Raw genomic sequence first — 21,160 nt, forward strand, 5'->3', positions numbered from 1 at the left:
GTGAATTGTGTTGTCAAAGAGGGAAATTATAGAGAGTCTCTCAGAGACCCATAACGCCTTCGATGAAATCGGCTATTTGCTCTATTTCATCGATGCCGAACACCGGCACTTTTTCGCCGGGTTGCTGCTGGTCGCTGGCAACGGCGACGATGGCGGGATCGTCAACGGAGAGAGCCGGCCCGGCGTGGCCGCCTTCGCGACGCAGTTCGATTTTCTTGTGCGTCTCCCGCTTGTAGCCCTCGACCAGAATCAGATCGCAAGGCGCCAGCTTGGCCGCAATCTCCCATAGAGAAGGTTCTTCTTCGCCGAGACCTTCATGCATGATTGCGTAGCGCTGCGACGAGACGATAGCCACTTCCGCTGCTCCGGCCTTTCGATGACGCCAGGAATCGGTGCCTTCATGGTCGATATCGAAATTATGATGGGCGTGCTTGATGGTGGCGATACGGTATCCACGTGCCGTAAGGCATGCGACCAGACGTTCGGTCATTGTCGTCTTGCCGGAGTTTTTCCAGCCGGTAATGCCGAAAAGCTTCTGGTTCATTCCATTGCCTCAACCAGTTTTCGGGCGGCGACAAGATCGTCGGGCCGATTGATATTGAAGAACGGGTCATATGTTTCCGGTCTATCGCCAACGAAGACAAGCGGAAAATCAACCGTTTCAAATCCGATATGTTCGGCGAATGCGAAGACGCTGGCCCTGCTGGTATTGGTGAGCCAGACGGTGAGTTCGTCAGCCAGTCCGGTTTCCCATAGTCCGAAAATCGGATGGACCCGGGTAAGGGAACTGGCGAGAACGATCCGCGCCCCGGTTTGGTTCCGACGTGCAAGAAGGCGGTCCGCGAGGTCGCGAGGCAGGAATGGCGTATCGGCTGCTGTCGTTAGCAGCAATGAGGACTCTTGTGCCTGCTGCGTCAGCGCGGTCAGAATGCCGATCAGCGGGCCGCCATGTTCTGCCGGCAGGTCCTTGATCACCGGCACGCCGAGATCAGTCAGGCGGGGATCATCGCTATTCGCATTGATGACAAGCGCTTCGACCTGCGGTTTGATTCTTCTGACGACATGGGAAATAATAGTGCCGGTGCTGCCGAGCGGCTGAAGGAATTTGTCACCCGCAACGCCGCCTTGCTGCATGCGGCTGGAGAGCCCGCCAGCGATGATTGCGCCTGCAATCATGAGGGTTCCACGCCGGTCGGGATCGTCGCCAATGTGCTTTTGTTGCGCTCCCGCTTCTTCAACACGTTTTCACGATAGACCATATAGACGCCACTTCCGACCACCAGAACCGATCCCATGATCGTATATATGTCGGGTGCTTCGCCAAAAATCAAAGTGCTGAGGCCGATTGCCCAAAGCAGGCTGGAATAGCGGAACGGCGAAACGAATGACACTTCGCCCTCACGCATGGCGAGAATGATGAAGTGATATCCGACGAGGAGAAGGACAGCGGCAATGGCCATGGCGCCGACTGCTGTAATTCCAACGGGCTGCCATCCGCCCATTGGAACGGTCAGCGCGCCGCCGGTCAATGTTATCGCGCCTGCGGTCAATGTCGAGAGATAGAGGGTCGGCACGTGAGCGGGCACACGGCGTGTGGCGATATCCCGCGTGGCGGCAAAGCCTACGCTGGCAAGAAGTACAGCGACGGCAGTAAGGCTTGCAGCACCATCCGTTCCGGGCCGGATGATGATGAGAACCCCGACAAGGCCGACAAGAATACAGGACCAGCGACGCCAGCCCACTTTTTCCTTCAGGAAGAGTGCTGCTCCAAGCGTCACGACAAGCGGCGTTGCCTGAAAGACAGCCGAACAGAACGCCTGCGAGAGATGGCCGAGCGAGTAAATATAGGTGATGGTGGCGACAACTTCGCCTACGACGCGCAGGATCGTCATCTTTTCAAGCGACAGATTGCGCAATGCACCGTGGCGCCAGGCGAGCAAACCGATCAGCACCGTGGCGAATATGCCTCGGATCAGCATGTACTGTCCGCTGTTCATCTCGGTCAGGAGGTATTTTGTGATCGTATCGCCGATGGTGAAGGTGCCCATGGCGAGAAGCATGAAAATACTTGCGCGAAAATTTGCTGACTGCGGCACGATACAGAATCCAGTTTAAGATTGCATACCGTTTTAAAGTCGATCTCGCGACAATTATTTCGGGTTGTGTGCTTTTTTAAGTATAAATCGCTCAGCCGCCGGTAAGACTCATGTGGCGAGCAACCGCCGGTCGATTATGATCGCGGTCGATGATGAAATCATGGCCTTTCGGCTTGCGCGAAATAGCTTCATCAATGGCCTGGCTGAGCAGCAGGTCGCTTTCGCTTTCCCGCAAGGCCTTGCGCAGATCGGCGTCATCATTCTGGCCTAGGCACATATAAAGCATACCGGTGCAAGTAAGCCGGACGCGGTTGCAGCTTTCGCAGAAATTATGCGTCATCGGCGTGATGAATCCGAGCCGCCCGCCGGTTTCCTCAATCGTAACATAGCGGGCAGGGCCGCCTGTACGGTAAGGAATATCTGAAAGCGTGAATTGCTGCGACAGGTCCTCGCGCAGCTGCGAGAGCGGCAGATACTGGTCCGTACGGTCGAACTCGATCTCGCCCATCGGCATTGTTTCGATGAGCGTCATGTCCATACCGCGGCCATGGGCCCAGCGGATCAGTTCGGGAATTTCGTGATCGTTGAAATCCTTCAACGCGACTGCATTGATCTTGACGCGGATACCGGCGCGTTGTGCGGCTTCAATACCCTCAAGAACCCGGGGAAGATCGCCCCAGCGGGTGATCTGGTGGAATTTTTCAGGATCGAGCGTATCCAGCGAGACATTGATACGGCGTATGCCGCATTCCGCCAGCTCGTCGGCAAAGCGTGAAAGCTGCGATCCGTTCGTGGTCAGCGTCAATTCATCCAGCGCACCTGATTTCAGATGGCGCGACAGCTGCCGGATCAGGTGCATGATGTTTTTGCGCACCAAAGGCTCGCCACCGGTCAGGCGCAGTTTCCTGACACCCTTGTCGATAAAGGCGGTGCAAAGCCGGTCCAGTTCCTCAAGCGTCAGCAAATCCTTCTTGGGCAGGAACGTCATGTGTTCCGCCATGCAGTAGGTGCAGCGGAAATCACAACGATCCGTCACTGAAACACGAAGATAGGTAATGGCACGCCCGAAAGGATCAATCATGGGTCCAGTCGGGGAAACAAGTGGCTGGGCTTGGTTTGTGTACATCATTAAGCCGTTGTTTCCACAGGATGCGGAGGAATATCCGCGTCGTCTACCTAGAAATAGGATCTGCGAGCCTCAATGTCCAGTTTCACGCACGCGAAGCTCTTTCAATAATGACCGCGACTATTGCGATATTTTAACGCGGGGCCTATCAAAAGCTGGCGAAGAACCAAGCTGGAGAATGGTGATGAGTGAGGTCTGGCCGACTGAATTGCGTGTCTCACACGACCGCAAACTGATGACTGTGGCGTTCGATGATGGCCAGAAATTCGAGCTGACCGCCGAGTTGCTGCGTGTGCTGTCGCCTTCGGCAGAAGTACAGGGGCATTCGCCGGCACAGCGCATCACAGTTGGTGGCAAGCGGGCTGTCGAAATCATGAAGATGGAGCCGGTCGGCAATTACGCCGTCCGCATAACGTTTGACGACATGCACGATACCGGCCTGTTTTCGTGGACCTATCTCCACAAGCTCGGCACCGAGAAGGACACGTTATGGCAAACTTATCTCGATGAGCTCGCCGAAAAAGGCCTGAAGCGGGATCGTTGATCCCGCCTGCCGGTCATTCTTTCTCCAGCATTTCGGATATGCGCCGCATCACATCGCCCATCGCGTTGCATTGCGCATTTGTCGATTGCGCCATGACGCGGTCAATCAGGTCGGTATAGATCGTCAGCGCATGTCCCAGAAGCTTTTCGCCCTTGGCGGTTAGTGTCAGCCGCATCACGCGCTTGTCTGCCGGGTCGCCCTCGCGCACCAGCAAGCCGCGCTTTTCTAGCTTCGGCAGCAACATGGTGATGTTCGAACGTCCGACGAGAATGCGGCGCGCAAGATCATGCTGGGATTCGCCGGGATGACGATAAACATTCATCAGCACATCGAGATCGGCGATCTTGAGATCGAAGGTCGCCAGCCCCTGGGCGAGGGCGCGTTCCACCGCTTTGCCGGCACGTGCAACGGCAATCCAGTTCTTGAAGCGCGGATTGTCCCACGGCAGTTTTTGAGTCTTGTCTTGCATTTTGTTCATTCTTGTACAATTATTTGTTCAGGATTGAACATATTGAGGCCCTGTCATGACATCGATTTCTTTGCAGGTTACGCGATTCGGTCTGGGTGTGCTTGGCCGCATTGATGCCGACAAGGCAGGTCGCGCCGCGTTCAGGATTTTCTGTCGAACGCCAAGCCGCAAGCCGAAGACCAAGGCCTATGCCGCGCGGCTTGAACAGGCGAGCAACGAACTCAGTCAGGCAAAGCGGCTCGATCTGATTATCGATCGCGGGCTTATCGCAACCTATTTGTTCGAACCCGATGTTTATGTGGGAAGAACGTCGCTTGTCGTTCATGGCTGGGGATCGCGCACAGCGGATATGATAGCGATCATTCGCGAGCTTGTTGCGCGTGGGGAACGAGTTGTCTCCATCGACCTGCCGGGGCATGGCGCATCGGCAGGCCGCACCCTCAACATGATACAGGCAATCGCCGCCGTTGATGTTGCGTGGCGCCAGTATGGTCCGTTCGATGCGATGATCGGTCACTCATTCGGTGGTGCGGTCATCGTCAATGCCGCAGCGGGTTCTCTCGGGTGCTACCAGTCACATCGCCCAGCAAAGCTGGTGACAATTGCTTCCCCGCACTCCATGGCAGGCGTCTTTGACGGTTTCGGCAAAGTGCTTGGGCTTGGTCGTGACGTGCGCAACGCAATGAAGGAGCAAGTCCGTCATCTCGCAGCGCGCCCGATCACGGATTTCGATACCGACGTTCATCTGCGCCGCATGACAATTCCGACGCTGGTCATCCACGCGCATGACGATAAGGAAGTTCCCGCCATCTGCGCGGAAATGGCCGGCAAGGCAGGCTCTCATGTCAGGGTGCACTGGGCGGATGGCCTTGGGCATCGCCGCATCATTGCGAGTGCTGAAGTGGCGTCCCTGGTGGCGGATTATCTTGATGACGGTCCGCGATTAAGGCTGGTTGCCTGATGATGTTTCGGTGAGAACAAGTTTCTCCCAACCTGCCATGGCGCCCAGTGCCGTTGCGGTGAGATCTTGCCGCGTTCCGCCATCGCGTGCGAGAATGGACATGCCGTTCTGGACTGTCGCGTAAAAGGTCGCAACCGCTTCGCAATTGACGGATGCGGGAATATTGCCGTCGCGAATGCCGCGTTCGAGCCGCTTTTTCAGGATTTTGATATTGGTCTGGCGGTGATTGCGCAGCACGTCGCAGACTTTGTCGCTTGAATGCGTCCGATGAAGCGTATCCAGAGCAATCATGCAGCCCCGCGGCACGGATTCCTCGCAGTAGGCATCTATCGTGGCAAGCAGAAAACGCTCGAAAGCAGCACGAACATCCGGCGCTTCATCCAGTGCCGACCAGATTTCAATGCCCACTTCACCCGCATAAAGGGCGAGGGCTTCGAGATAGAGTTCTTCCTTGCTTCCGAATGCCGCATAGAGGCTTGGCGCATTGATGCCCATAGCCATCGTCAGATCGGCCAGCGACGATCCGTCGAAGCCTTTCTCCCAAAATATCAACATTGCAGCACGAAGCGCTGTTTCGCGGTCGAAGCTGCGGGGCCGTCCTTTTTCTGCCACGTGCGAACCTTTCTGTATCGATCATTAAATAAATCGCTTGACGGTTCTGTGCAAGCCTGTCAGCAATTATGTATCAATCAATACAAAAAGGAATGGTATGTCAGCCGAAGCTTTGAACGGAAAGGTTGCCTTCATCACCGGCGGAAGTCGCGGCATCGGTGCAGCGATTGCACGACGGCTCGCGAAAGATGGCGCGGGAGTTGTCGTCACTTATGTGAACGGCAAGGAAAAAGCTGAAGCTGTGGTTTCCGAAATCGTAGCCAATGGTGGCAAGGCTCTGGCGCTGAAGGCCGACAATCGCGACGCGAGCCAGATTGCGGCGGCAATCGAGAAAGCGGTCAAGGATTTTGGTCGTCTGGATATACTGGTCAACAGTGCTGGCATCTGGCATGCGGCCCCGCTGGAAGAGGTCACACTTGCCGACTTCGATGAGGTTATGGCTGTGAACTTCCGGGCTGTCTTTGCCGCCGTTTCAGCGGCCACACCACACCTTGGTGCTGGCGGACGCGTCATAACCATCGGCTCCAACCTCGCCGAAAGCGTGCCGTGGCCGGGCATCAGCCTTTATGCGGCAAGCAAGGCGGCGCTGATCGGTTTGACGAAAGGTCTGGCGCGTGACCTCGGCCCAAAGGGCGTCACGGTCAATGTCGTTCAACCCGGCTCCACCGATACGGATATGAATCCGGCGGCTGGGGAACATGCCGAACAGCAACGCGAGCTTATCGCAACCGGCAGTTTCGGTTCGCCTGATGATATTGCAAGTCTGGTGGCCTGGCTTGCCAGCCCCGAAGGGCGTTTCGTATCTGGAGCTACGCTCACGATCGATGGCGGCACAAATGCCTGAAACAGAAAGGGCGGCTTGCGCCGCCCTTTTACTTTTTAGCCCAGATTGAGTTCCTTGAAGAAATCGTTGCCCTTGTCATCGATGACGATGAAGGCCGGGAAATCTTCCACTTCGATACGCCAGATCGCTTCCATGCCGAGTTCCGGATATTCGACAACCTCGACCTTCTTGATGCAATCCTGGGCCAGACGGGCAGCCGGGCCACCGATGGAGCCCAGATAGAACCCACGGTGCTGGCCGCAGGCTTCGCGCACCTGACGCGAACGGTTGCCCTTGGCGAGCATCACCATCGAGCCGCCAAAGGACTGGAACTGGTCCACATAGGAATCCATACGGCCTGCCGTGGTTGGCCCGAACGAGCCGGAAGCATAACCGGCAGGCGTCTTGGCCGGGCCAGCATAATAGATCGGGTGGTTCTTGAAATAGTCCGGCATGGCTTCGCCGTTTTCAAGCCGCTCGCGAATTTTGGCATGGGCCAAATCGCGCGCCACGATGATCGGACCGGAGAGCGACAGGCGCGTCTTGACCGGGTGTTTCGACAATTCCTTGAGAATGTCCTGCATCGGCTGGTTGAGGTCAATCTTGACCACATGCGACGACAGTTTTTCCTCGTCGATATCCGGCATGTACTTGGCCGGGTTGGTTTCCAGCTTTTCCAGAAAGATGCCGTCCTTGGTGATCTTGCCCTTGGCCTGACGGTCGGCGGAGCAGGAAACACCGATGCCGATTGGCAACGAAGCGCCGTGGCGCGGCAGGCGAACGACGCGGACGTCATGGCAGAAATATTTGCCGCCGAATTGCGCGCCGACGCCGAGAGACTGCGTCAGCTTATGGATTTCAGCTTCCATTTCGAGATCGCGGAAAGCATGTCCGGTTTCGGAACCCTCGGTCGGCAAGCTGTCCAGATAGCGCGTTGAGGCAAGCTTGACCGTCTTGAGGTTCATCTCAGCCGAAGTGCCGCCGATGACAATTGCCAGATGGTAAGGCGGGCAGGCAGCTGTGCCGAGGCTCAGGATCTTGTCCTTGAGGAAGTCGATCATGCGGTCATGCGTCAGGAGCGACGGCGTTCCCTGATAGAGGAATGTCTTGTTCGCCGAACCGCCGCCCTTGGCAACGAAAAGGAACTTGTAGGCGTCTTCGCCTTCTTCATAGATATCGATCTGGGCAGGCAGATTGTTCTTGGTGTTCTTTTCCTCGAACATCGAAAGAGGCGCCAGCTGCGAATAACGCAGGTTCTTCTTGTTGTAGGCGTCGAGCACGCCAGCGCCGAGCGCATCGGCATCACCGCCTTCGGTCCAGACGCGACGGCCCTTCTTGCCCATGATGATGGCCGTGCCGGTATCCTGACACATGGGAAGCACGCCGCCTGCTGCGATATTGGCGTTCTTCAGAAGATCGTAGGCGACAAAACGGTCGTTATCCGTTGCTTCCGGGTCTTCAAGAATATGGGCAAGCTGCTGCAGATGGCCGGGGCGCAGCAGATGGTTGATATCGGCAAAGGCCGCTTCCGAAAGTAGGCGAAGCCCTTCCGGATCGACAGTCAGGACTTCCTGTCCCTTGAACGTATCGACAGAGACATGATCGGAAGTCAGCTTGCGGTAAGGGGTGTCGTCTTCACCAAGAGGAAAAAGATCGGCGGCGCTTGCTTCTGCCATCGCGGTACCTCGCTTGCTTGCCAGCTGCGCCAGCCGGAGGTCGTCATCGTTTCCGGCTCGCGCGATATGTGTTGATCGAAGTTCCGAAGAAATGCTTCAGAACCATAGTCTGTGGGGCTTTTAGCGCGATGCGGAGTGGATGCCACTGCGTCACTTTGTTCATTAAGGCATTCCGGGTTTGTCTCCCGAGAAGAAGCCTCAAACAATTGTGATGAACGCAAAACAGAAAATTGCTTCAGGAAACAATAGCGTTAAAAGTTTCTATACGAGATTGGTAAATTCTACGGGTGAGATTCGGACGGATTCGCTTTTGAGCGAACGCATTAACTTTGGCGGTTTGAAATGCAGTTTTCCAGACACTCGCAGATGGATGAAAAGAGCAGCGCCGCACGCGGACAAAATATCCGCCGCGCAGCCGCGATAGCTCTGGCAGCTTCGGTGTTTCTCCCCACGGCACAGGCTCAAGCCGCAAATTCGTTGATGGAACTTTTCCAACAGCGTCGCCAGCAGCAGGTGCAGCCAGCCCAGCCTGTTCAGCCGCAAGTCACTCCTCGCGCACCTGTAGCACCGAAGGCCGTTTCTGCTCCTCGTGCCGCTGTGCGCAGCCTTCCGCCAGTCCAGCGCGTGACCGTCAAAGGGCCGCAGATTTACGACTACAAGCCGGATACTCTGGTCAATATCGATTTCAGCGCGCTCGATATGCAGGTAACTGCAGCAACCGAACCAGTGACCGTCGATCCGCTGACATCGGGCATGTCGCCGATCCGTCCGCAGATTCGCGAAGAAACGCCGGGGCAGCGTGCCTTCGATGCAGCGACGAATTATCTGAAATCCGTGAATGTCAAAGCCGAGAAAGAGATCGCTCAGGCGATCGTCGACTATTATTCAAGTCAGCGCTCTTTCATGTGGTCGGCCGACGATAAAGTGCTCGACCGCGCCAAGAATGTTGCGGCTTTCTTTGCCCGTGCGGACGAAGACGGGCTCAACCCGGATGAATATGCAGTCACGATCCCGGCTGACAATTTCGATGGCGCTGCTGAATCTGAGCGCCAGCAGAAACTCGCAGAATTTGAAATTCGCATGTCTGCCCGCGCGCTGCGCTATGCCATCGATGCGGGTGAGGGACGTGTAATCGCAGACCGCCTCAGTGGTTTCCACGATCTGCCGCGCAACCGTGTCGATCTGAAAGCCGTTCTCGAAAAGCTGGCATCGGAAAGCGATCCGGCTGCCTATCTGCATGGTTTCCAGCCGAGCAATGAGCAATATGCGGCGTTGAAGCGCGAGCTTGCGAATACCGAGCCGCCATCTGCCGAGCCAATCCGCATCTCGCTGAATGGCATCATCAAGCCGGGCGATACCAATGACCAGCTCAGCAAGGTGGTTGCGCTGATTTCGAGACATGCGCCTGCTGGCTATCTGGCACAGCACAAGCAAGTGCTGGACACGCATGCAAGCGGCGACGTCTATGATCCGGAACTGGTTTCTGCAATCAAGGATTATCAGAAGCTTTCGGGCAGCACGCCGGACGGCGTCATCGGTCGCAATACGCTTTCCGCACTTCAAGGCGAGCAATCTTCCATCAAACGCGACCGTATCCTTTATTCCATGGAGCGCCTGCGCTGGCTGCCGCATGATTTCGGCACGCGTTACGTGATGGTCAATCAGCCGGCTTACCGTGCCGAATATTTCGAGGACGGAAAAGAGAAGCTGGCCATGAATGTGGTTATCGGCTCTCCAACCCATCAGACCTACTTCTTCTACAACAAGGTGCAGACGGTCGTTTTCAATCCGTCATGGGGCGTGCCGCGCTCCATCATCCTGAACGAGATGCTGCCCAAGGTCATGCGTGATACGAGCTATCTCGACCGCAATGGTTACGAGGTCTATGCAGGCGGCAAGAAGGTTTCCGCCAGCGCCGTCAACTGGAGTGCAGTTGCCGCGGGCAAAGCCCATGTCGGTATTCGCCAGAAGCCGAGCCTCGACAATGCGCTGGGCGAACTCAAAATTCTGTTCCCGAATGCGCATGATATCTACATGCACGACACTCCGGCCAAATCCTATTTCAGCCGCGATATGCGTGCCCTGAGCCATGGCTGCATTCGTCTGGAACGCCCACGTGACATGGCGGCGGCGGTTCTGGGGACATCGGTGACGGATCTGGAAAAATATTTCGGCAAGAATGAGCGTGGCATCAAGGTCAAGGAACCTGTGCCTGTCTTCATTTCCTATTTCACCGCATGGCCGGAAGCGGATGGAAAAATCCATTATTACGGCGATGTTTACGACCGTGATTCCGGATTGCAGAAAGCATTCGACAAGACGGCAGGTTCGCGCCTCGCAGCGCTCTGAAATCCCTCCCGTATCAAAACAGAACGGTAATCATCGATGGGTGATTGCCGTTTTTCTTTGCGATCAGAAGCTGTTGGGGGAGAAGATCGAAATCTCTTTGGAAACAGGCTTGCGAGACGCTTGACTTATGCAGCCGCTGGCCAGTATATCCGCACCACCTTGATCGAGCTTGGCTCATCGGGCGTGTAGCTCAGCGGGAGAGCACTCCCTTCACACGGGAGGGGTCACAGGTTCAATCCCTGTCACGCCCACCATTCACTTCATTGAAATTAAAGAAAAATCCCTATCCATCAAACTTTCTAACTCGGCAATGGTTGGAAATCGATGCCGCCTGATTTTATCAAAGTACCAATGGCACAAAAAAGAAGATGCCGAGGCAGCGGTTCTGAGGTAATGCTCCTCGCGATTGATAGCTGTATGGAAATATTCAGAAGATGGAATGGATTCCGATATTCTTCGTGGTGTTCAAGGTTCTCGTGTTAGGCGTGGCCATGTTCTTCGCCATCAAGTGGCATTACGACGAAGATAAAAAGAAAAAGAATAACGAAATGAGCGGGTCGTAAGAGCCCGCCTCATCACGTACAGCCACCGCACTTATTGCCTAAACAAAAACCCGCCGAAGCGGGGTAGTGACTGCTGACCCTGCGTCGGCAGCACTGGATCGGTTTTGTTCTGCGCCTCGATAACGACGTGTCTACGCCAAAACCAGTTGTGAAGGCGAATATCAGTTCCAGAACAGATAACGATCCTGCCAGACAACTCGGCACTGAGTTTCTATTTCGGCAGTGGATCGATGTGGGAATTCGTCGTGTAGTCGTTCGGCAATCGGATTTAGCGAAAGGGTCTTGGGTATAATCAATTCGGCCCGGTCGGCCTGGGCGCTAATAGCATTCAGCAACAGAGCGTCTTCTGATCTCATCATAGAGTATCCTTATGGTGATGGGCATAAGCCAGTCTTGAAAAATGCAAAGCAGGAAATGTTCGCAAAGGAATTGGCTGAAGGTCTGACAGCAGACGGGCATATCAGCGAGCCGGATTTGAGCCTAATCTTGGCAATAAAATGCGTCTGAAAGCAAATGAAAACATTTTGAAGCGAATTGATGAAATACGCGCCAGGGTGACTGAAAAAGCCGAATGGAAGGCCGTGGGCAGGCTGCGCATGCTCGCTGACATTGCCGAAAAAGCGAAGACGGAAGCTCCACGCATCACCGTATCTGCAATCGCGGAAGCGAACAAAATGCAGGGCAATCAACCGAAGTAGGCCAGGCTATTATTGGATTCGACTGTCGAAGTGGGCCAGTCGCCACGCCCACTCTTTCTGTGGGAAATTTCAGGGACGTTCATATCTCCAAAGCATGATGCACGCCGCAATTACCACCGCAGACGTCAGCACGCCTATGACAATAGAGAATAGAACCATTGCATTACCCCTGCTGCCTTCGTTTTCTTTATTGGGTCAGAGAATGACCGAGGAAATTCACTTCGTCAGGTCGACAATGACGAATCAACATTCCATGCATTTGAATTGACGAGTCGCGGTTTATGGCTTTCCAGCGTGAACTGGAAAACACGCGCAATTATCCGCCTCGCGACGTATATTTCTTGTTGCTGTTATAAAACTTTCACCGTTGCCGGATAGGCGAGGGCGTCCGCTCGTTACGCGGATTGGAAGGGCATAAGGGGCTGAATAAAATTATCGCTGATATGGTGGATTCGTTGCGTGGAGCGGCGATGACAGGAATTACTTTATTCTTATTCTGAATAATTTTGTATTTATAAAATATATATGAAGTAACTTTTATATCACATATAAATAATTCACAAAAAATACATTGAATAAACATTGATCAAGTTATTGTGAGTAAATATAGCGGTGGCGTCTAACTCATCTACTGGAGACGCATTTATGAATATCAGAAAAGTTCTTCTCGGTTCGGCAGCATCGCTCGTAGCGATTTCTGGCGCGCAAGCAGCCGATGCGATCGTGGCACCTGAGCCGGAAGCAGTCGAATATGTCCGCGTATGCGATGCATATGGTGCTGGCTATTTCTACATTCCGGGAACGGAAACCTGCCTTCGCATTCATGGTTATGTTCGCTACGACGCAAGCGGTGGCGACAACAATTATGCTCGTACCCCCGCACAGCTGGAGCGCGACACCTGGAACAAGCTGGCCCGCGTCAGCCTTCGTTTCTCGACCGCTTCCGAAACAGAACTCGGCACGCTCAAGACCTATAGCGAACTGCGTTACGACTGGAACGGCGACGGCAACGGCAAAGCCAACAATTACAATGGCGGCTCCACCAGCACCTCGCTGCGTTACGCCTATATCCAGCTTGGCGGCCTGCGCGTCGGTCTGGATGAATCGGCTTTCGTCACTTTCACCGGTTACCTCGGCAACGTCATCAGCGACGACGTGATCCTCGCTGGCGGCTACCGTACCAACCTCATCAGCTACACCTTCAAGGGCGGGAACGGTTTCTCGGCCATTGTCTCCTTTGAAGAAGGTGGCAACACCGACTCGAACGTAGACGTCACCATCAAGGATTACATGCCGCATGTGGTCGGTGGCCTGAAATACGAGCAGAGCTGGGGCAAGATCGCCGGTGTCGTCGCCTATGACGCCCGTAACGAGGAATGGGCCGGAAAGGTCCGCGGCGATGTTAACATCACCGATCAGTTCTCGGTCTGGCTGCAGGGCGCATACAAGTCCAACGACGATCATTACGGCACGTCGGGCGGTTATCGCGTCCGTATCATCGACTCGTTCTACGGCACCTGGGGCGGTGACTGGGCAGTCTGGGGCGGCGCAGCTTACAAGGCAACCAGCAAGGCCACTTTCAACGTACAGGCCGCTTATGACGACAGCGAAACCTTCGCTGCAACGGCAAACGTTGCCTACCAGATCGTTCCTGGCTTCACCATCACGCCTGAAGTTTCCTACACCAAGTGGCAGGACAAGAACACGAGCATGGACGGCAAAGACGCCTGGCAGGGCAAGATCCGCTTCCAGCGCTCGTTCTGATATTCTAGCTGATACGCTGGCTAATAGTGCCCGCTTCAGCACACGCATTGTCGTAGAACTATGATGACCTCCAGTCCATGTTTCTAGCGACAGAGGCGGCGGCCCATTCGGCCGCCGCTTTTTTTTGTTTTATAGTGAAACACCTGTTTCGCCATCTTGCTTCCGCCTGACAAAAACCTGTTCGAACTCTGCCTGTCCGGACAAGCTTGGCTTGCTGTCGAGGTTCTCATCACTATCTATATCCAAAAAGGGAGCATAGATGACGGTGAGAATGATGAGCATGGATGCCTATAGTTCGATGACGGAAAAGAAGCCTTTTTCGGTTCCTGCCAATGAAGTCGAGCGACTTGAAAGCGTCCGTAGTCTTGTTTCCGTGTCCAGCCTTGGACTGCCCGAACTGGATACCCTTGTATCGCTTGTGAAAGACGTTTTTGACGTCAGCACATCTGCTCTCAATATCATTGACGAGGACTGGCAGCGTGTTGCTGCCAATGCTGGCGAAAAGGTCAGCAGTTGTCCCCGCGAGTTGACTGCCTGCACCTTCGTGGTGGAAAGCGGTGAGCTCTTCGTGATTGAGGATATGGTCGAGAACGATTTCTTTTGCAGCATGCCTTATGTGACCGGCGAACCGCGTTTCCGCTTTTATGCTGGTGCACCGGTATCTGTCGATGCCGGATTGACGGTCGGCTCCCTGTGCATTGTCGATAGCAGGCCGCGAAAGATTTCCGATACGGAACGTGCCAAGCTTGAGGATTTTGCTCGCATTGCGAGTGGATTGCTGCGGTTGCAAAAGACCAACAAATTCCTCACTGACGATTCCACCGCTCTCAAGCGCCTCGCACTGACCGACCGCCTGACCAAACTTTATAATCGCGGGGCTCTCACCGAACTTGCCATTCCGATGATCGAAAAAGCCTTGCAGCAGGGCAAGCCGATTGGTGCGCTGCTGATCGATCTCGATCGGTTCAAGGCGGTCAACGACACCTACGGTCACCTGATGGGCGACGCGCTTCTGATCGAAGCGGCTCAACGTTTGCGTTCCGCCTTAAGGGAAACGGATATTCCGGTGCGTGTGGGAGGTGACGAATTCGCCGTCATTCTTCCTGATGAAGATTGCATGGAAATAATCGAGACGGTGGCAGGAAGGGTGGTTGAGGCTTTTCGTGAACCTTTCCTCATCCACGGCGTCAATCTGGATGTTTCGGCAAGCGTAGGGGCAGTTCTCGCACCGCGCGACGGCACAACGCCGGACACACTCGCCCGCAATGCGGACATTGCGCTCTATGAGGCAAAGGGCAAAGGTCGTAACTGCTATAGAATTTTCGGTGAAGCTGGAAAAAAAGTATAATAAAAACAGCGTGATATGTATATTTTCGAGATTCTGCATTAGCTAGATAGAAAAAGCCCGGACTGATCAGTCCGGGCTTCTATATTCTTACGTCCGACTCTTAATCGAGTACGTAGCAGGCTTTAGCCTTACCGCGTGCGGGATCGCCGAAGGCGCGATTGTCACATTGGACGCCATTGCGGAAGACGCCTTCCGTGAACCGGCCGTTTGCGCCGTAGCGGACGCGCTTGCGACCGTAAAAATCGCAGAACCCGCCTTCCTTCGCACAACGGCTCCAGTCGCGGTCGCGGTCATCATAGCGGTCATACGGATCATACCGATCCGGGCGTCCGGGGCGATCAGGGCGACCCGGACGGCCAGGCCTGTCTTCCCAGCGATCCTGAACCACGAAGGAGCAGCTTTTCTTTTTGCCCGGCGCCGGTCACCGAAGACGCGGTTCGAACAGGTGACCTGTGGCCGATCAATGAAGCGCGACGTATTTTGTCCGCCGGTGCCATAGACCACTTCAGCCGGGTAGGGCAGCTGGCAGACTCCGTTCTCGCTTGCGCAGCGCTGCAACTTGGCTGCGGACGCCGGCGTTACAAGCGGGGAGAGGACGGCCACCAGGCCGCCAAGGCATAGTGAAGCAACAGTCGTCTTGAGTGCAGGTGTCATGATGAGTCCCTCTGATATCGATGAAATATGCTTTAGTTCCGATATCTTGAACAGAGGATGAATGCGCAGTTCACAAAGAGCTGCAAGCTTGCAACGCCTGACAGGAATTTTGCGGGTGTCGAAGAGCTGGAACGAATGTGGGGTCGACAATCATTTCCTGCTCTGGTTTGCTTGGAGCTGGAGTGAGGACCAGAAATGCACCATCTGCCGTTCAGTTTCAAATCGATTGTCGTTGTTCTGGCGGCCATGATTGCCACTGGATTCTATGTCGGCCACAAGACCAAGGAAGTGCGCCAGACCTCGCTTGATCAGCACGTCGCGCCTTCTGAAGCTGGAATATAATCCATCGACCACTCCTGAACCGCTTCCTTTCCCGCAGCTTTCATGAAATGAGAGTGAAACACTCACGTTCACTCTTTGGAAGGCTGCCCATATGCACGGCGAATACAAAGTCCACGGCGGAAAACTTGTCGTTGTCGATCTGGATGTTCGTGACGGGCGCCTGAGCAATGTGCAGGTGGCGGGCGACTTCTTCCTGGAGCCGGACGAGGCTCTGGAGGATATCCGCAACGCTGTCGAAGGTCTCTCTGCCGATGCGTCGTCGGAGCAGATTGCCGACGCTGTGAGGGCAGGTCTTCGGCCCGACGCCATGATGCTCGGCTTCAGCCCCGAAGCGGTTGCGATTGCCGTCCGGCGGGCTTTGGGTGTTGCTCGCACATGGCGGGATTTCGAATGGCAGATCGTTGAAATGCCTCCGGTTTCCCCTGCCATGCATCTTGCGCTTGACGAGGTTCTGGCGCAGGAGGTTGCCGCCGGACGCCGCGCGCCAACGTTACGCTTCTGGGAATGGGAACGTCCCGCCATCATCATCGGCGCATTTCAATCGCTGCGCAATGAAGTCGATATGGACGCAACGCGGGAATTCGGTGTTGAAACCGTCCGTCGCGTTACCGGTGGCGGCGCGATGTTCGTGGAACCCGGCAGTACCATCACCTATTCGCTTTATGCGCCGGGCGAACTCGTAGGGGATATGAGCTTCGCCGATTCCTACGCATTTCTGGATGATTGGGTGTTGAAGGCGCTCAACTCGCTCGGCATCGATGCTTTCTATAAACCGCTGAACGATATTTCGAGCTCCAAGGGCAAGATCGGCGGTGCGGCGCAGAAACGCTTTTCCAAGGGAACAGTTCTCCACCATGTCACCATGGCTTATGACATGGATGCCGAGAAGATGGTGAAGGTCCTGCGCATCGGGCGCGAGAAGTTGAGTGACAAGGGCACGGCCAGCGCGGTCAAGCGTGTCGACCCGGTTCGCAGCCAGACAGGACTGCCGCGCGAAGAAGTCATCAAGCGCATGAAGGATATGTTCGTGTCGCTGAATGGCGGCGTGAGCAGCAAGATTACGCCGGAAGAATATGCAGCTGCGGAAAAGCTTGCGGTCGAGAAATTCTCGACCCAGCAATGGTTACGTAATATTCCCTGAGCTTTCCATCCGACACTTGATCGCGAAGCGGGGTGACTTGCCCGTGCTGTCATGGCATAGGGAGGCCGCAACGCGACAACCTTACGCTCCATTCCACTCAACAAAGTCCTCCCGTTCCATGATCCGCATCGACAATATCAGCAAATCCAACAGCCATCGCATTCTCTATATCGAGGCTTCCGCCGCTTTGAACCGTGGCGAAAAGATCGGCCTTGTCGGTCCAAACGGTGCGGGCAAGACAACCCTGTTTCGCATGATCACCGGCGATGAACTGCCGGACGAAGGCCAGGTTTCCGTCGAAAAAGGCGTGACGGTCGGTTATTTCGACCAGAATGTCGGCGAAATGGGCGGTCGATCAGCCGTTGCGGAAGTGATGGAAGGTGCGGGACCCGTCAGCGTGGTTGCGGCTGAACTTCGCGAGCTGGAAGCCGCGATGGTCGATCCGGCCCGTATGGACGAGATGGATGCGATCATCGAGCGCTACGGTGAAGTGCAGGCGCGCTACGAAGAGCTGGATGGCTACGGTCTGGATGGCCGTGCGCGTGAGGTTCTGGCAGGCCTTAGCTTTACGCAGGAAATGATGGATGGCGATGTCGGCAAGCTCTCCGGCGGTTGGAAAATGCGTGTTGCGCTGGCGCGCATTCTGCTGATGCGCCCGGATGTGATGCTGCTCGACGAACCGAGCAACCATCTTGATCTCGAAAGCCTCATCTGGCTGGAAGCATTCCTCAAGAACTACGACGGCGCGTTGCTGATGACTTCGCACGACCGTGAATTCATGAACCGCATCGTGACCAAGATCATTGAAATCGATGGTGGTTCGCTCACGACCTATTCCGGCGACTATGCCTTTTACGAGGGCCAGCGGGCGCTGAACGAAAAGCAGCAGCAGGCGCAGTTTGAACGCCAGCAGGCCATGCTTGCCAAGGAAATCAAGTTTATCGAGCGTTTCAAGGCGCGCGCGTCCCACGCTTCGCAGGTTCAAAGCCGCGTGAAGAAGCTGGAGAAGATCGACCGCGTGGAGCCGCCACGCCGTCGCCAGACCGTCGCTTTCGACTTTGCCCCGGCGCCGCGTTCGGGTGAGGACGTTGTTAGCCTGAAGGGTGTGCACAAGACCTATGGCAGCCGCACGATCTATGACGGTTTTGACTTCATGGTTCGCCGCCGCGAACGGTGGTGCATCATGGGCATCAATGGTGCAGGAAAATCGACGCTGCTGAAACTGGTTGCAGGCGCTGCCGAGCCGGACAAGGGCAACGTCAATGTTGGCGCTAGCGTCAAGCTCGGCTATTTCGCGCAGCATGCGATGGATGTGCTCGACGGCGATGCAACGATACTGGAATGGCTGGAAGAGCGCTTCCCGAAGGCAGGGCAGGCCCCACTTCGCGCACTGGCTGGCTGCTTCGGATTCTCCGGTGACGATATCGAAAAGAAGTGCCGGGTGCTTTCGGGCGGTGAAAAGGCGCGTCTGGTCATGGCGGCCATGCTGTTCGATCCGCCGAATTTCCTGGTCCTGGACGAGCCGACCAACCACCTTGATCTCGATACGAAGGAAATGCTCATCAAGGCGCTTGCTGCCTATGAGGGCACGATGCTGTTCGTATCGCACGACCGGCATTTCCTCGGCGCTTTGTCGAACCGGGTTCTGGAGCTGACACCGGAAGGCATTCACCAATATGGCGGCGGCTATACGGAATATGTGGAGCGGACGGGGCAGGAGGCTCCCGGGTTGCGTTCATAGGGCGCTTCAACTGTCTGTTCTGGTGCGCATCTTATCCGAAAACCGTTTCACGCTTTTCGGGATGCGCTCTAACGGCAAAATTTGCGCCGCTTAATCAAAATAAGCCATTGATGCATATGCGCGGTTCAGTTAGAAACGCGCATGTAAAGGCTTCGAGCCTTCCGGCAATGCACCCGTAGCTCAGCTGGATAGAGTGCTGCCCTCCGAAGGCAGAGGTCACAGGTTCGAATCCTGTCGGGTGCGCCATTTACTTGATGAGCTTGATGGACAGCGTTTGTGCGTGCAATCGGGACAGAATCGAGAACTATTTCCGCAATCAAAAAGACATTGTGCAAGCTCCATCGAACCATCTATTGATAGCGGCGGGGGAGAAATCATGACGAGTCGGCGATTTGCATTGCCTGCTTAAACCTCCCCTTGTCAGGGGCTTAACCAGAAGATCAATTCTGGAAAAGCCAAAATGAAATGGGAGGGATCTGAATGCGCGTATTAAAGCGTATCGCTGTGGCAGCTTCGATTGTGGGGATCGCGGCAACGGCAAATGGTTTGGTGATCGGCGCGGCAACTGCCGAAGAGCCATTGAAACTTGTAATCGGAACGGAAGGCGCCTATCCGCCGTTCAATTTCACCAATCCGGATGGCTCGCTGTCGGGCTTTGATGTCGATATCGCAAGGGCGCTCTGCGAGGAAATGAAAGCCGAGTGCACATTCATCACGCAGGAGTGGGATGGCACTATTCCGGCACTTCAGGCCGGAAAGTTTGACGCTTATGTATCCTCCATGTCGATCACGGATGAGCGCAAGAAGCAGGTCGACTTCTCCAATAAGTATTACAACACGCCTCCCGGCATCGCGGTCCCCAAGGACAGCGACATCAAGGGTGTGACCAAGGAAGACCTTGCCGGCAAGACAATTGGCGTTCAGGTGTCAACGACGCACGCCAACTATGCCGAACACGCCTTCACGGACAGCACGATCAAGGCTTATCCGACCGCCGAAGAATACCGGCTCGATATGGCTAATGGTCGCCTTGATGCCGTCAACGACGACAGTGTAACGCTGAGCGAATGGCTGAAGACGCCGGATGGTGCCTGCTGCAAGATGGTCGGCACTTATCCGTCCGACGACAACATCCATGGCGTTGGCGTCGGCGTTGCCTTGAAGAAGGGCCGTCCTGAACTGGTCGAAAAGTTCAACAATGCCATCAAGGCGATCCGCGCGAACGGCAAGTACAAGGAAGTCAACGACAAGTACTTTGATTTCGACGCCTACGGCGCTGAAAACTGATCGCGCAGAACGAATGGGTCGTTCGGCATACTGAATTTTGCAACACCGCCCAATTTGGGCGGTGTTGCTGTGTCAGAAGGGCTACTCGCGCACGCGCAATAGCTAATCCATATAATTACGAGGCATTTGTTGGCGTTGAGAAATTCTCCGCCAGCAAGGACAATGTTGATCTTCCGGCGCAAGGGAGGTCAAAATGTATCAAATATTGTGCCTGACGATTTCAGGCTTCGTACTTGTTGCAATTTATTCATTTTACGACCGGGAAAAGCCCGGACTATCCTATTCCGCGTCAAACGGTTGTATCTGCGATAAAAATCGCCAGCCAATCTCAGCATGTCTGGATGTTTGCCAGCCTGCGAACTGAAGATTGCAGGAACACTGAAATCAGGAGTCCAAATGCGACCTGAAAATCTCGTCATTCGCGCAGTAGAAGCTACGGATGCTGAAGGTCTCACCCGCCTGCAGAACATGCCGGGATTTCGGTTCGGCACTTTGCGCACGCCGTTCCAGCGCCTTGAGACCACGAAGAAATGGCTGGATTCGCTCGGACCGGAATCGACGGTGATTGTTGCGACGATCAATGAAGAGATCGTCGCAAACGCTGGCTTGCTGCGGCGCACCGGAAGACGGAGCCATACCGCAGGCATTATAATGGGAATAGACGACCAGTATGTCGGCAAGGGGATCGGCACGGCACTTATGACCGAGCTGATCGAGATCGCCGATAACTGGCTCGGTCTGAAGCGGCTTGAACTGACCGTGTATGTCGACAATGTCGCCGCGATCCATCTCTATGAGAAGTTCGGTTTCGTCCCGGAGGGCATTCACGTGAAGGATGCTTTCCGAGCCGGAGAGTTTGTTGATTCACTTGCAATGGCCAGACTCAATTTCTGATGCATTGCGCCAAAAATTGAGCGCCGAATGTTGTCTCCATTAGGTTGACTGATGAGTATCCGCATGGCCGCT

The 21,160-nt window shown here is 55.1% G+C and carries 21 protein-coding genes and 2 tRNA genes; 15 read left to right on the top strand and 8 right to left on the bottom strand.

The window, feature by feature from the left end; all coding sequences use genetic code 11:
- Positions 1 to 40: 40 nt before the first annotated feature.
- From mobB to moaA, 4 genes are all read right to left on the bottom strand, one after another.
- On the bottom strand, positions 41 to 544 hold the full coding sequence (mobB, locus tag LJ361_RS05735; RefSeq protein WP_036586792.1) for a molybdopterin-guanine dinucleotide biosynthesis protein B: 504 nt from the start codon (positions 542 to 544) through the stop codon (positions 41 to 43).
- Entirely contained in the window at positions 541 to 1,176 is a 636-nt protein-coding gene (mobA, locus tag LJ361_RS05740) for a molybdenum cofactor guanylyltransferase (RefSeq protein ID WP_105529040.1), read from the bottom strand. The genes mobB and mobA overlap by 4 nt, the downstream gene beginning before the upstream one ends.
- Positions 1,173 to 2,060 (bottom strand): DMT family transporter, encoded by an 888-nt coding sequence (locus tag LJ361_RS05745; protein ID WP_043062075.1) that lies wholly within the window; start codon positions 2,058 to 2,060, stop codon positions 1,173 to 1,175. Before LJ361_RS05745 ends, mobA begins: the two co-directional genes overlap by 4 nt.
- Before the next feature lie 127 nt (positions 2,061 to 2,187).
- Positions 2,188 to 3,177 (bottom strand): GTP 3',8-cyclase MoaA, encoded by a 990-nt coding sequence (moaA, locus tag LJ361_RS05750; protein ID WP_029924909.1) that lies wholly within the window; start codon positions 3,175 to 3,177, stop codon positions 2,188 to 2,190.
- 229 nt (positions 3,178 to 3,406) lie between these two features.
- Here moaA and LJ361_RS05755 point away from each other — a divergent pair, with 229 nt between their 5' ends.
- A complete protein-coding gene (locus LJ361_RS05755; RefSeq protein ID WP_105529041.1) occupies positions 3,407 to 3,766 on the top strand; it encodes a gamma-butyrobetaine hydroxylase-like domain-containing protein in 360 nt (119 codons plus the stop codon).
- 13 nt (positions 3,767 to 3,779) lie between these two features.
- Here the strand turns inward: LJ361_RS05755 and LJ361_RS05760 are convergent, their stop codons facing one another.
- Complete coding sequence (locus LJ361_RS05760; RefSeq protein ID WP_105529042.1) at positions 3,780 to 4,244, bottom strand: MarR family winged helix-turn-helix transcriptional regulator; 465 nt, start codon at positions 4,242 to 4,244, stop codon at positions 3,780 to 3,782.
- A gap of 46 nt (positions 4,245 to 4,290) precedes the next feature.
- Here LJ361_RS05760 and LJ361_RS05765 point away from each other — a divergent pair, with 46 nt between their 5' ends.
- Entirely contained in the window at positions 4,291 to 5,196 is a 906-nt protein-coding gene (locus LJ361_RS05765) for an alpha/beta fold hydrolase (RefSeq protein ID WP_010661311.1), read from the top strand.
- Here LJ361_RS05765 and LJ361_RS05770 read toward each other — a convergent pair.
- Entirely contained in the window at positions 5,179 to 5,808 is a 630-nt protein-coding gene (locus LJ361_RS05770; protein ID WP_105529043.1) for a TetR/AcrR family transcriptional regulator, read from the bottom strand. The genes LJ361_RS05765 and LJ361_RS05770 overlap by 18 nt on opposite strands.
- 97 nt (positions 5,809 to 5,905) lie before the next feature.
- Here LJ361_RS05770 and LJ361_RS05775 point away from each other — a divergent pair, with 97 nt between their 5' ends.
- Positions 5,906 to 6,652: an SDR family NAD(P)-dependent oxidoreductase gene (locus tag LJ361_RS05775; protein WP_264812956.1), complete on the top strand. Its 747-nt coding sequence runs from the start codon at positions 5,906 to 5,908 to the stop codon at positions 6,650 to 6,652.
- Positions 6,653 to 6,687: 35 nt separating this feature from the next.
- Here LJ361_RS05775 and LJ361_RS05780 read toward each other — a convergent pair whose 3' ends face one another.
- Positions 6,688 to 8,307, bottom strand: coding sequence for a fumarate hydratase (locus LJ361_RS05780; RefSeq protein ID WP_105529045.1), 1,620 nt, complete (start codon positions 8,305 to 8,307; stop codon positions 6,688 to 6,690).
- 366 nt (positions 8,308 to 8,673) lie between these two features.
- Between LJ361_RS05780 and LJ361_RS05785 the strand changes: the two genes are divergently transcribed.
- From LJ361_RS05785 to LJ361_RS05810, 6 genes are all read left to right on the top strand, one after another.
- Positions 8,674 to 10,656, top strand: a complete 1,983-nt coding sequence (locus tag LJ361_RS05785) for a L,D-transpeptidase family protein (RefSeq protein WP_376787370.1) — start codon at positions 8,674 to 8,676, stop codon at positions 10,654 to 10,656.
- 179 nt (positions 10,657 to 10,835) lie between these two features.
- Positions 10,836 to 10,910 (top strand) — tRNA-Val (locus tag LJ361_RS05790).
- A 180-nt stretch (positions 10,911 to 11,090) separates the two neighbouring features.
- The gene (locus tag LJ361_RS05795; RefSeq protein ID WP_010660176.1) at positions 11,091 to 11,219 is read left to right on the top strand and encodes a hypothetical protein; all 129 of its coding nucleotides are present in this window, start codon (positions 11,091 to 11,093) and stop codon (positions 11,217 to 11,219) included.
- 497 nt (positions 11,220 to 11,716) lie between these two features.
- The gene (locus tag LJ361_RS05800) at positions 11,717 to 11,917 is read left to right on the top strand and encodes a hypothetical protein (protein WP_036584043.1); all 201 of its coding nucleotides are present in this window, start codon (positions 11,717 to 11,719) and stop codon (positions 11,915 to 11,917) included.
- Positions 11,918 to 12,562: 645 nt separating this feature from the next.
- Positions 12,563 to 13,681, top strand: coding sequence for a porin (locus LJ361_RS05805; RefSeq protein WP_010660173.1), 1,119 nt, complete (start codon positions 12,563 to 12,565; stop codon positions 13,679 to 13,681).
- 259 nt (positions 13,682 to 13,940) lie between these two features.
- Positions 13,941 to 15,029, top strand: a complete 1,089-nt coding sequence (locus tag LJ361_RS05810) for a sensor domain-containing diguanylate cyclase (RefSeq protein WP_264812961.1) — start codon at positions 13,941 to 13,943, stop codon at positions 15,027 to 15,029.
- Between the two features lie 100 nt (positions 15,030 to 15,129).
- Here the strand turns inward: LJ361_RS05810 and LJ361_RS23470 are convergent, their stop codons facing one another.
- The gene (locus LJ361_RS23470) at positions 15,130 to 15,417 is read right to left on the bottom strand and encodes a hypothetical protein (protein ID WP_320109275.1); all 288 of its coding nucleotides are present in this window, start codon (positions 15,415 to 15,417) and stop codon (positions 15,130 to 15,132) included.
- Positions 15,418 to 15,878: 461 nt separating this feature from the next.
- On the opposite strand from LJ361_RS23470, the gene LJ361_RS05820 reads away from it, so the two are divergent.
- From LJ361_RS05820 to LJ361_RS05845, 6 genes are all read left to right on the top strand, one after another.
- Positions 15,879 to 16,025, top strand: a complete 147-nt coding sequence (locus LJ361_RS05820; RefSeq protein ID WP_155243322.1) for a hypothetical protein — start codon at positions 15,879 to 15,881, stop codon at positions 16,023 to 16,025.
- A 91-nt stretch (positions 16,026 to 16,116) separates the two neighbouring features.
- On the top strand, positions 16,117 to 17,166 hold the full coding sequence (locus tag LJ361_RS05825; RefSeq protein WP_010660170.1) for a biotin/lipoate A/B protein ligase family protein: 1,050 nt from the start codon (positions 16,117 to 16,119) through the stop codon (positions 17,164 to 17,166).
- Positions 17,167 to 17,284: 118 nt separating this feature from the next.
- The gene (locus LJ361_RS05830) at positions 17,285 to 18,907 is read left to right on the top strand and encodes an ABC-F family ATP-binding cassette domain-containing protein (protein WP_010660169.1); all 1,623 of its coding nucleotides are present in this window, start codon (positions 17,285 to 17,287) and stop codon (positions 18,905 to 18,907) included.
- Positions 18,908 to 19,076: 169 nt separating this feature from the next.
- A tRNA-Arg gene (locus LJ361_RS05835) sits at positions 19,077 to 19,153 on the top strand.
- Between the two features lie 234 nt (positions 19,154 to 19,387).
- Positions 19,388 to 20,194, top strand: coding sequence for an ABC transporter substrate-binding protein (locus tag LJ361_RS05840; protein ID WP_105529050.1), 807 nt, complete (start codon positions 19,388 to 19,390; stop codon positions 20,192 to 20,194).
- Positions 20,195 to 20,590: 396 nt separating this feature from the next.
- The gene (locus LJ361_RS05845) at positions 20,591 to 21,088 is read left to right on the top strand and encodes a GNAT family N-acetyltransferase (protein WP_012092095.1); all 498 of its coding nucleotides are present in this window, start codon (positions 20,591 to 20,593) and stop codon (positions 21,086 to 21,088) included.
- Positions 21,089 to 21,160: the final 72 nt, after the last annotated feature.

Source organism: Brucella sp. JSBI001, assembly GCF_026014005.1.
Taxonomy (GTDB): Bacteria; Pseudomonadota; Alphaproteobacteria; order Rhizobiales; family Rhizobiaceae; genus Brucella; species Brucella anthropi.

Bases quoted from the DNA above. Each gene is read 5' to 3' on its own strand.
- moaA (WP_029924909.1), bottom strand. From the start codon at position 3,177: ATGATTGATCCTTTCGGGCGTGCCATTACCTATCTTCGTGTTTCAGTG.
- LJ361_RS05820 (WP_155243322.1), top strand. From the start codon at position 15,879: ATGCACCATCTGCCGTTCAGTTTCAAATCGATTGTCGTTGTTCTGGCG.
- mobB (WP_036586792.1), bottom strand. From the start codon at position 544: ATGAACCAGAAGCTTTTCGGCATTACCGGCTGGAAAAACTCCGGCAAG.
- LJ361_RS05825 (WP_010660170.1), top strand. From the start codon at position 16,117: ATGCACGGCGAATACAAAGTCCACGGCGGAAAACTTGTCGTTGTCGAT.
- LJ361_RS05765 (WP_010661311.1), top strand. From the start codon at position 4,291: ATGACATCGATTTCTTTGCAGGTTACGCGATTCGGTCTGGGTGTGCTT.
- LJ361_RS05785 (WP_376787370.1), top strand. From the start codon at position 8,674: ATGGATGAAAAGAGCAGCGCCGCACGCGGACAAAATATCCGCCGCGCA.
- LJ361_RS05800 (WP_036584043.1), top strand. From the start codon at position 11,717: ATGCGTCTGAAAGCAAATGAAAACATTTTGAAGCGAATTGATGAAATA.
- LJ361_RS05795 (WP_010660176.1), top strand. From the start codon at position 11,091: ATGGAATGGATTCCGATATTCTTCGTGGTGTTCAAGGTTCTCGTGTTA.
- LJ361_RS05830 (WP_010660169.1), top strand. From the start codon at position 17,285: ATGATCCGCATCGACAATATCAGCAAATCCAACAGCCATCGCATTCTC.
- LJ361_RS05805 (WP_010660173.1), top strand. From the start codon at position 12,563: ATGAATATCAGAAAAGTTCTTCTCGGTTCGGCAGCATCGCTCGTAGCG.
- LJ361_RS05745 (WP_043062075.1), bottom strand. From the start codon at position 2,060: ATGCTTCTCGCCATGGGCACCTTCACCATCGGCGATACGATCACAAAA.
- mobA (WP_105529040.1), bottom strand. From the start codon at position 1,176: ATGATTGCAGGCGCAATCATCGCTGGCGGGCTCTCCAGCCGCATGCAG.
- LJ361_RS05780 (WP_105529045.1), bottom strand. From the start codon at position 8,307: ATGGCAGAAGCAAGCGCCGCCGATCTTTTTCCTCTTGGTGAAGACGAC.
- LJ361_RS05755 (WP_105529041.1), top strand. From the start codon at position 3,407: ATGAGTGAGGTCTGGCCGACTGAATTGCGTGTCTCACACGACCGCAAA.
- LJ361_RS05760 (WP_105529042.1), bottom strand. From the start codon at position 4,244: ATGAACAAAATGCAAGACAAGACTCAAAAACTGCCGTGGGACAATCCG.
- LJ361_RS05845 (WP_012092095.1), top strand. From the start codon at position 20,591: ATGCGACCTGAAAATCTCGTCATTCGCGCAGTAGAAGCTACGGATGCT.
- LJ361_RS05775 (WP_264812956.1), top strand. From the start codon at position 5,906: ATGTCAGCCGAAGCTTTGAACGGAAAGGTTGCCTTCATCACCGGCGGA.
- LJ361_RS05810 (WP_264812961.1), top strand. From the start codon at position 13,941: ATGACGGTGAGAATGATGAGCATGGATGCCTATAGTTCGATGACGGAA.
- LJ361_RS05840 (WP_105529050.1), top strand. From the start codon at position 19,388: ATGCGCGTATTAAAGCGTATCGCTGTGGCAGCTTCGATTGTGGGGATC.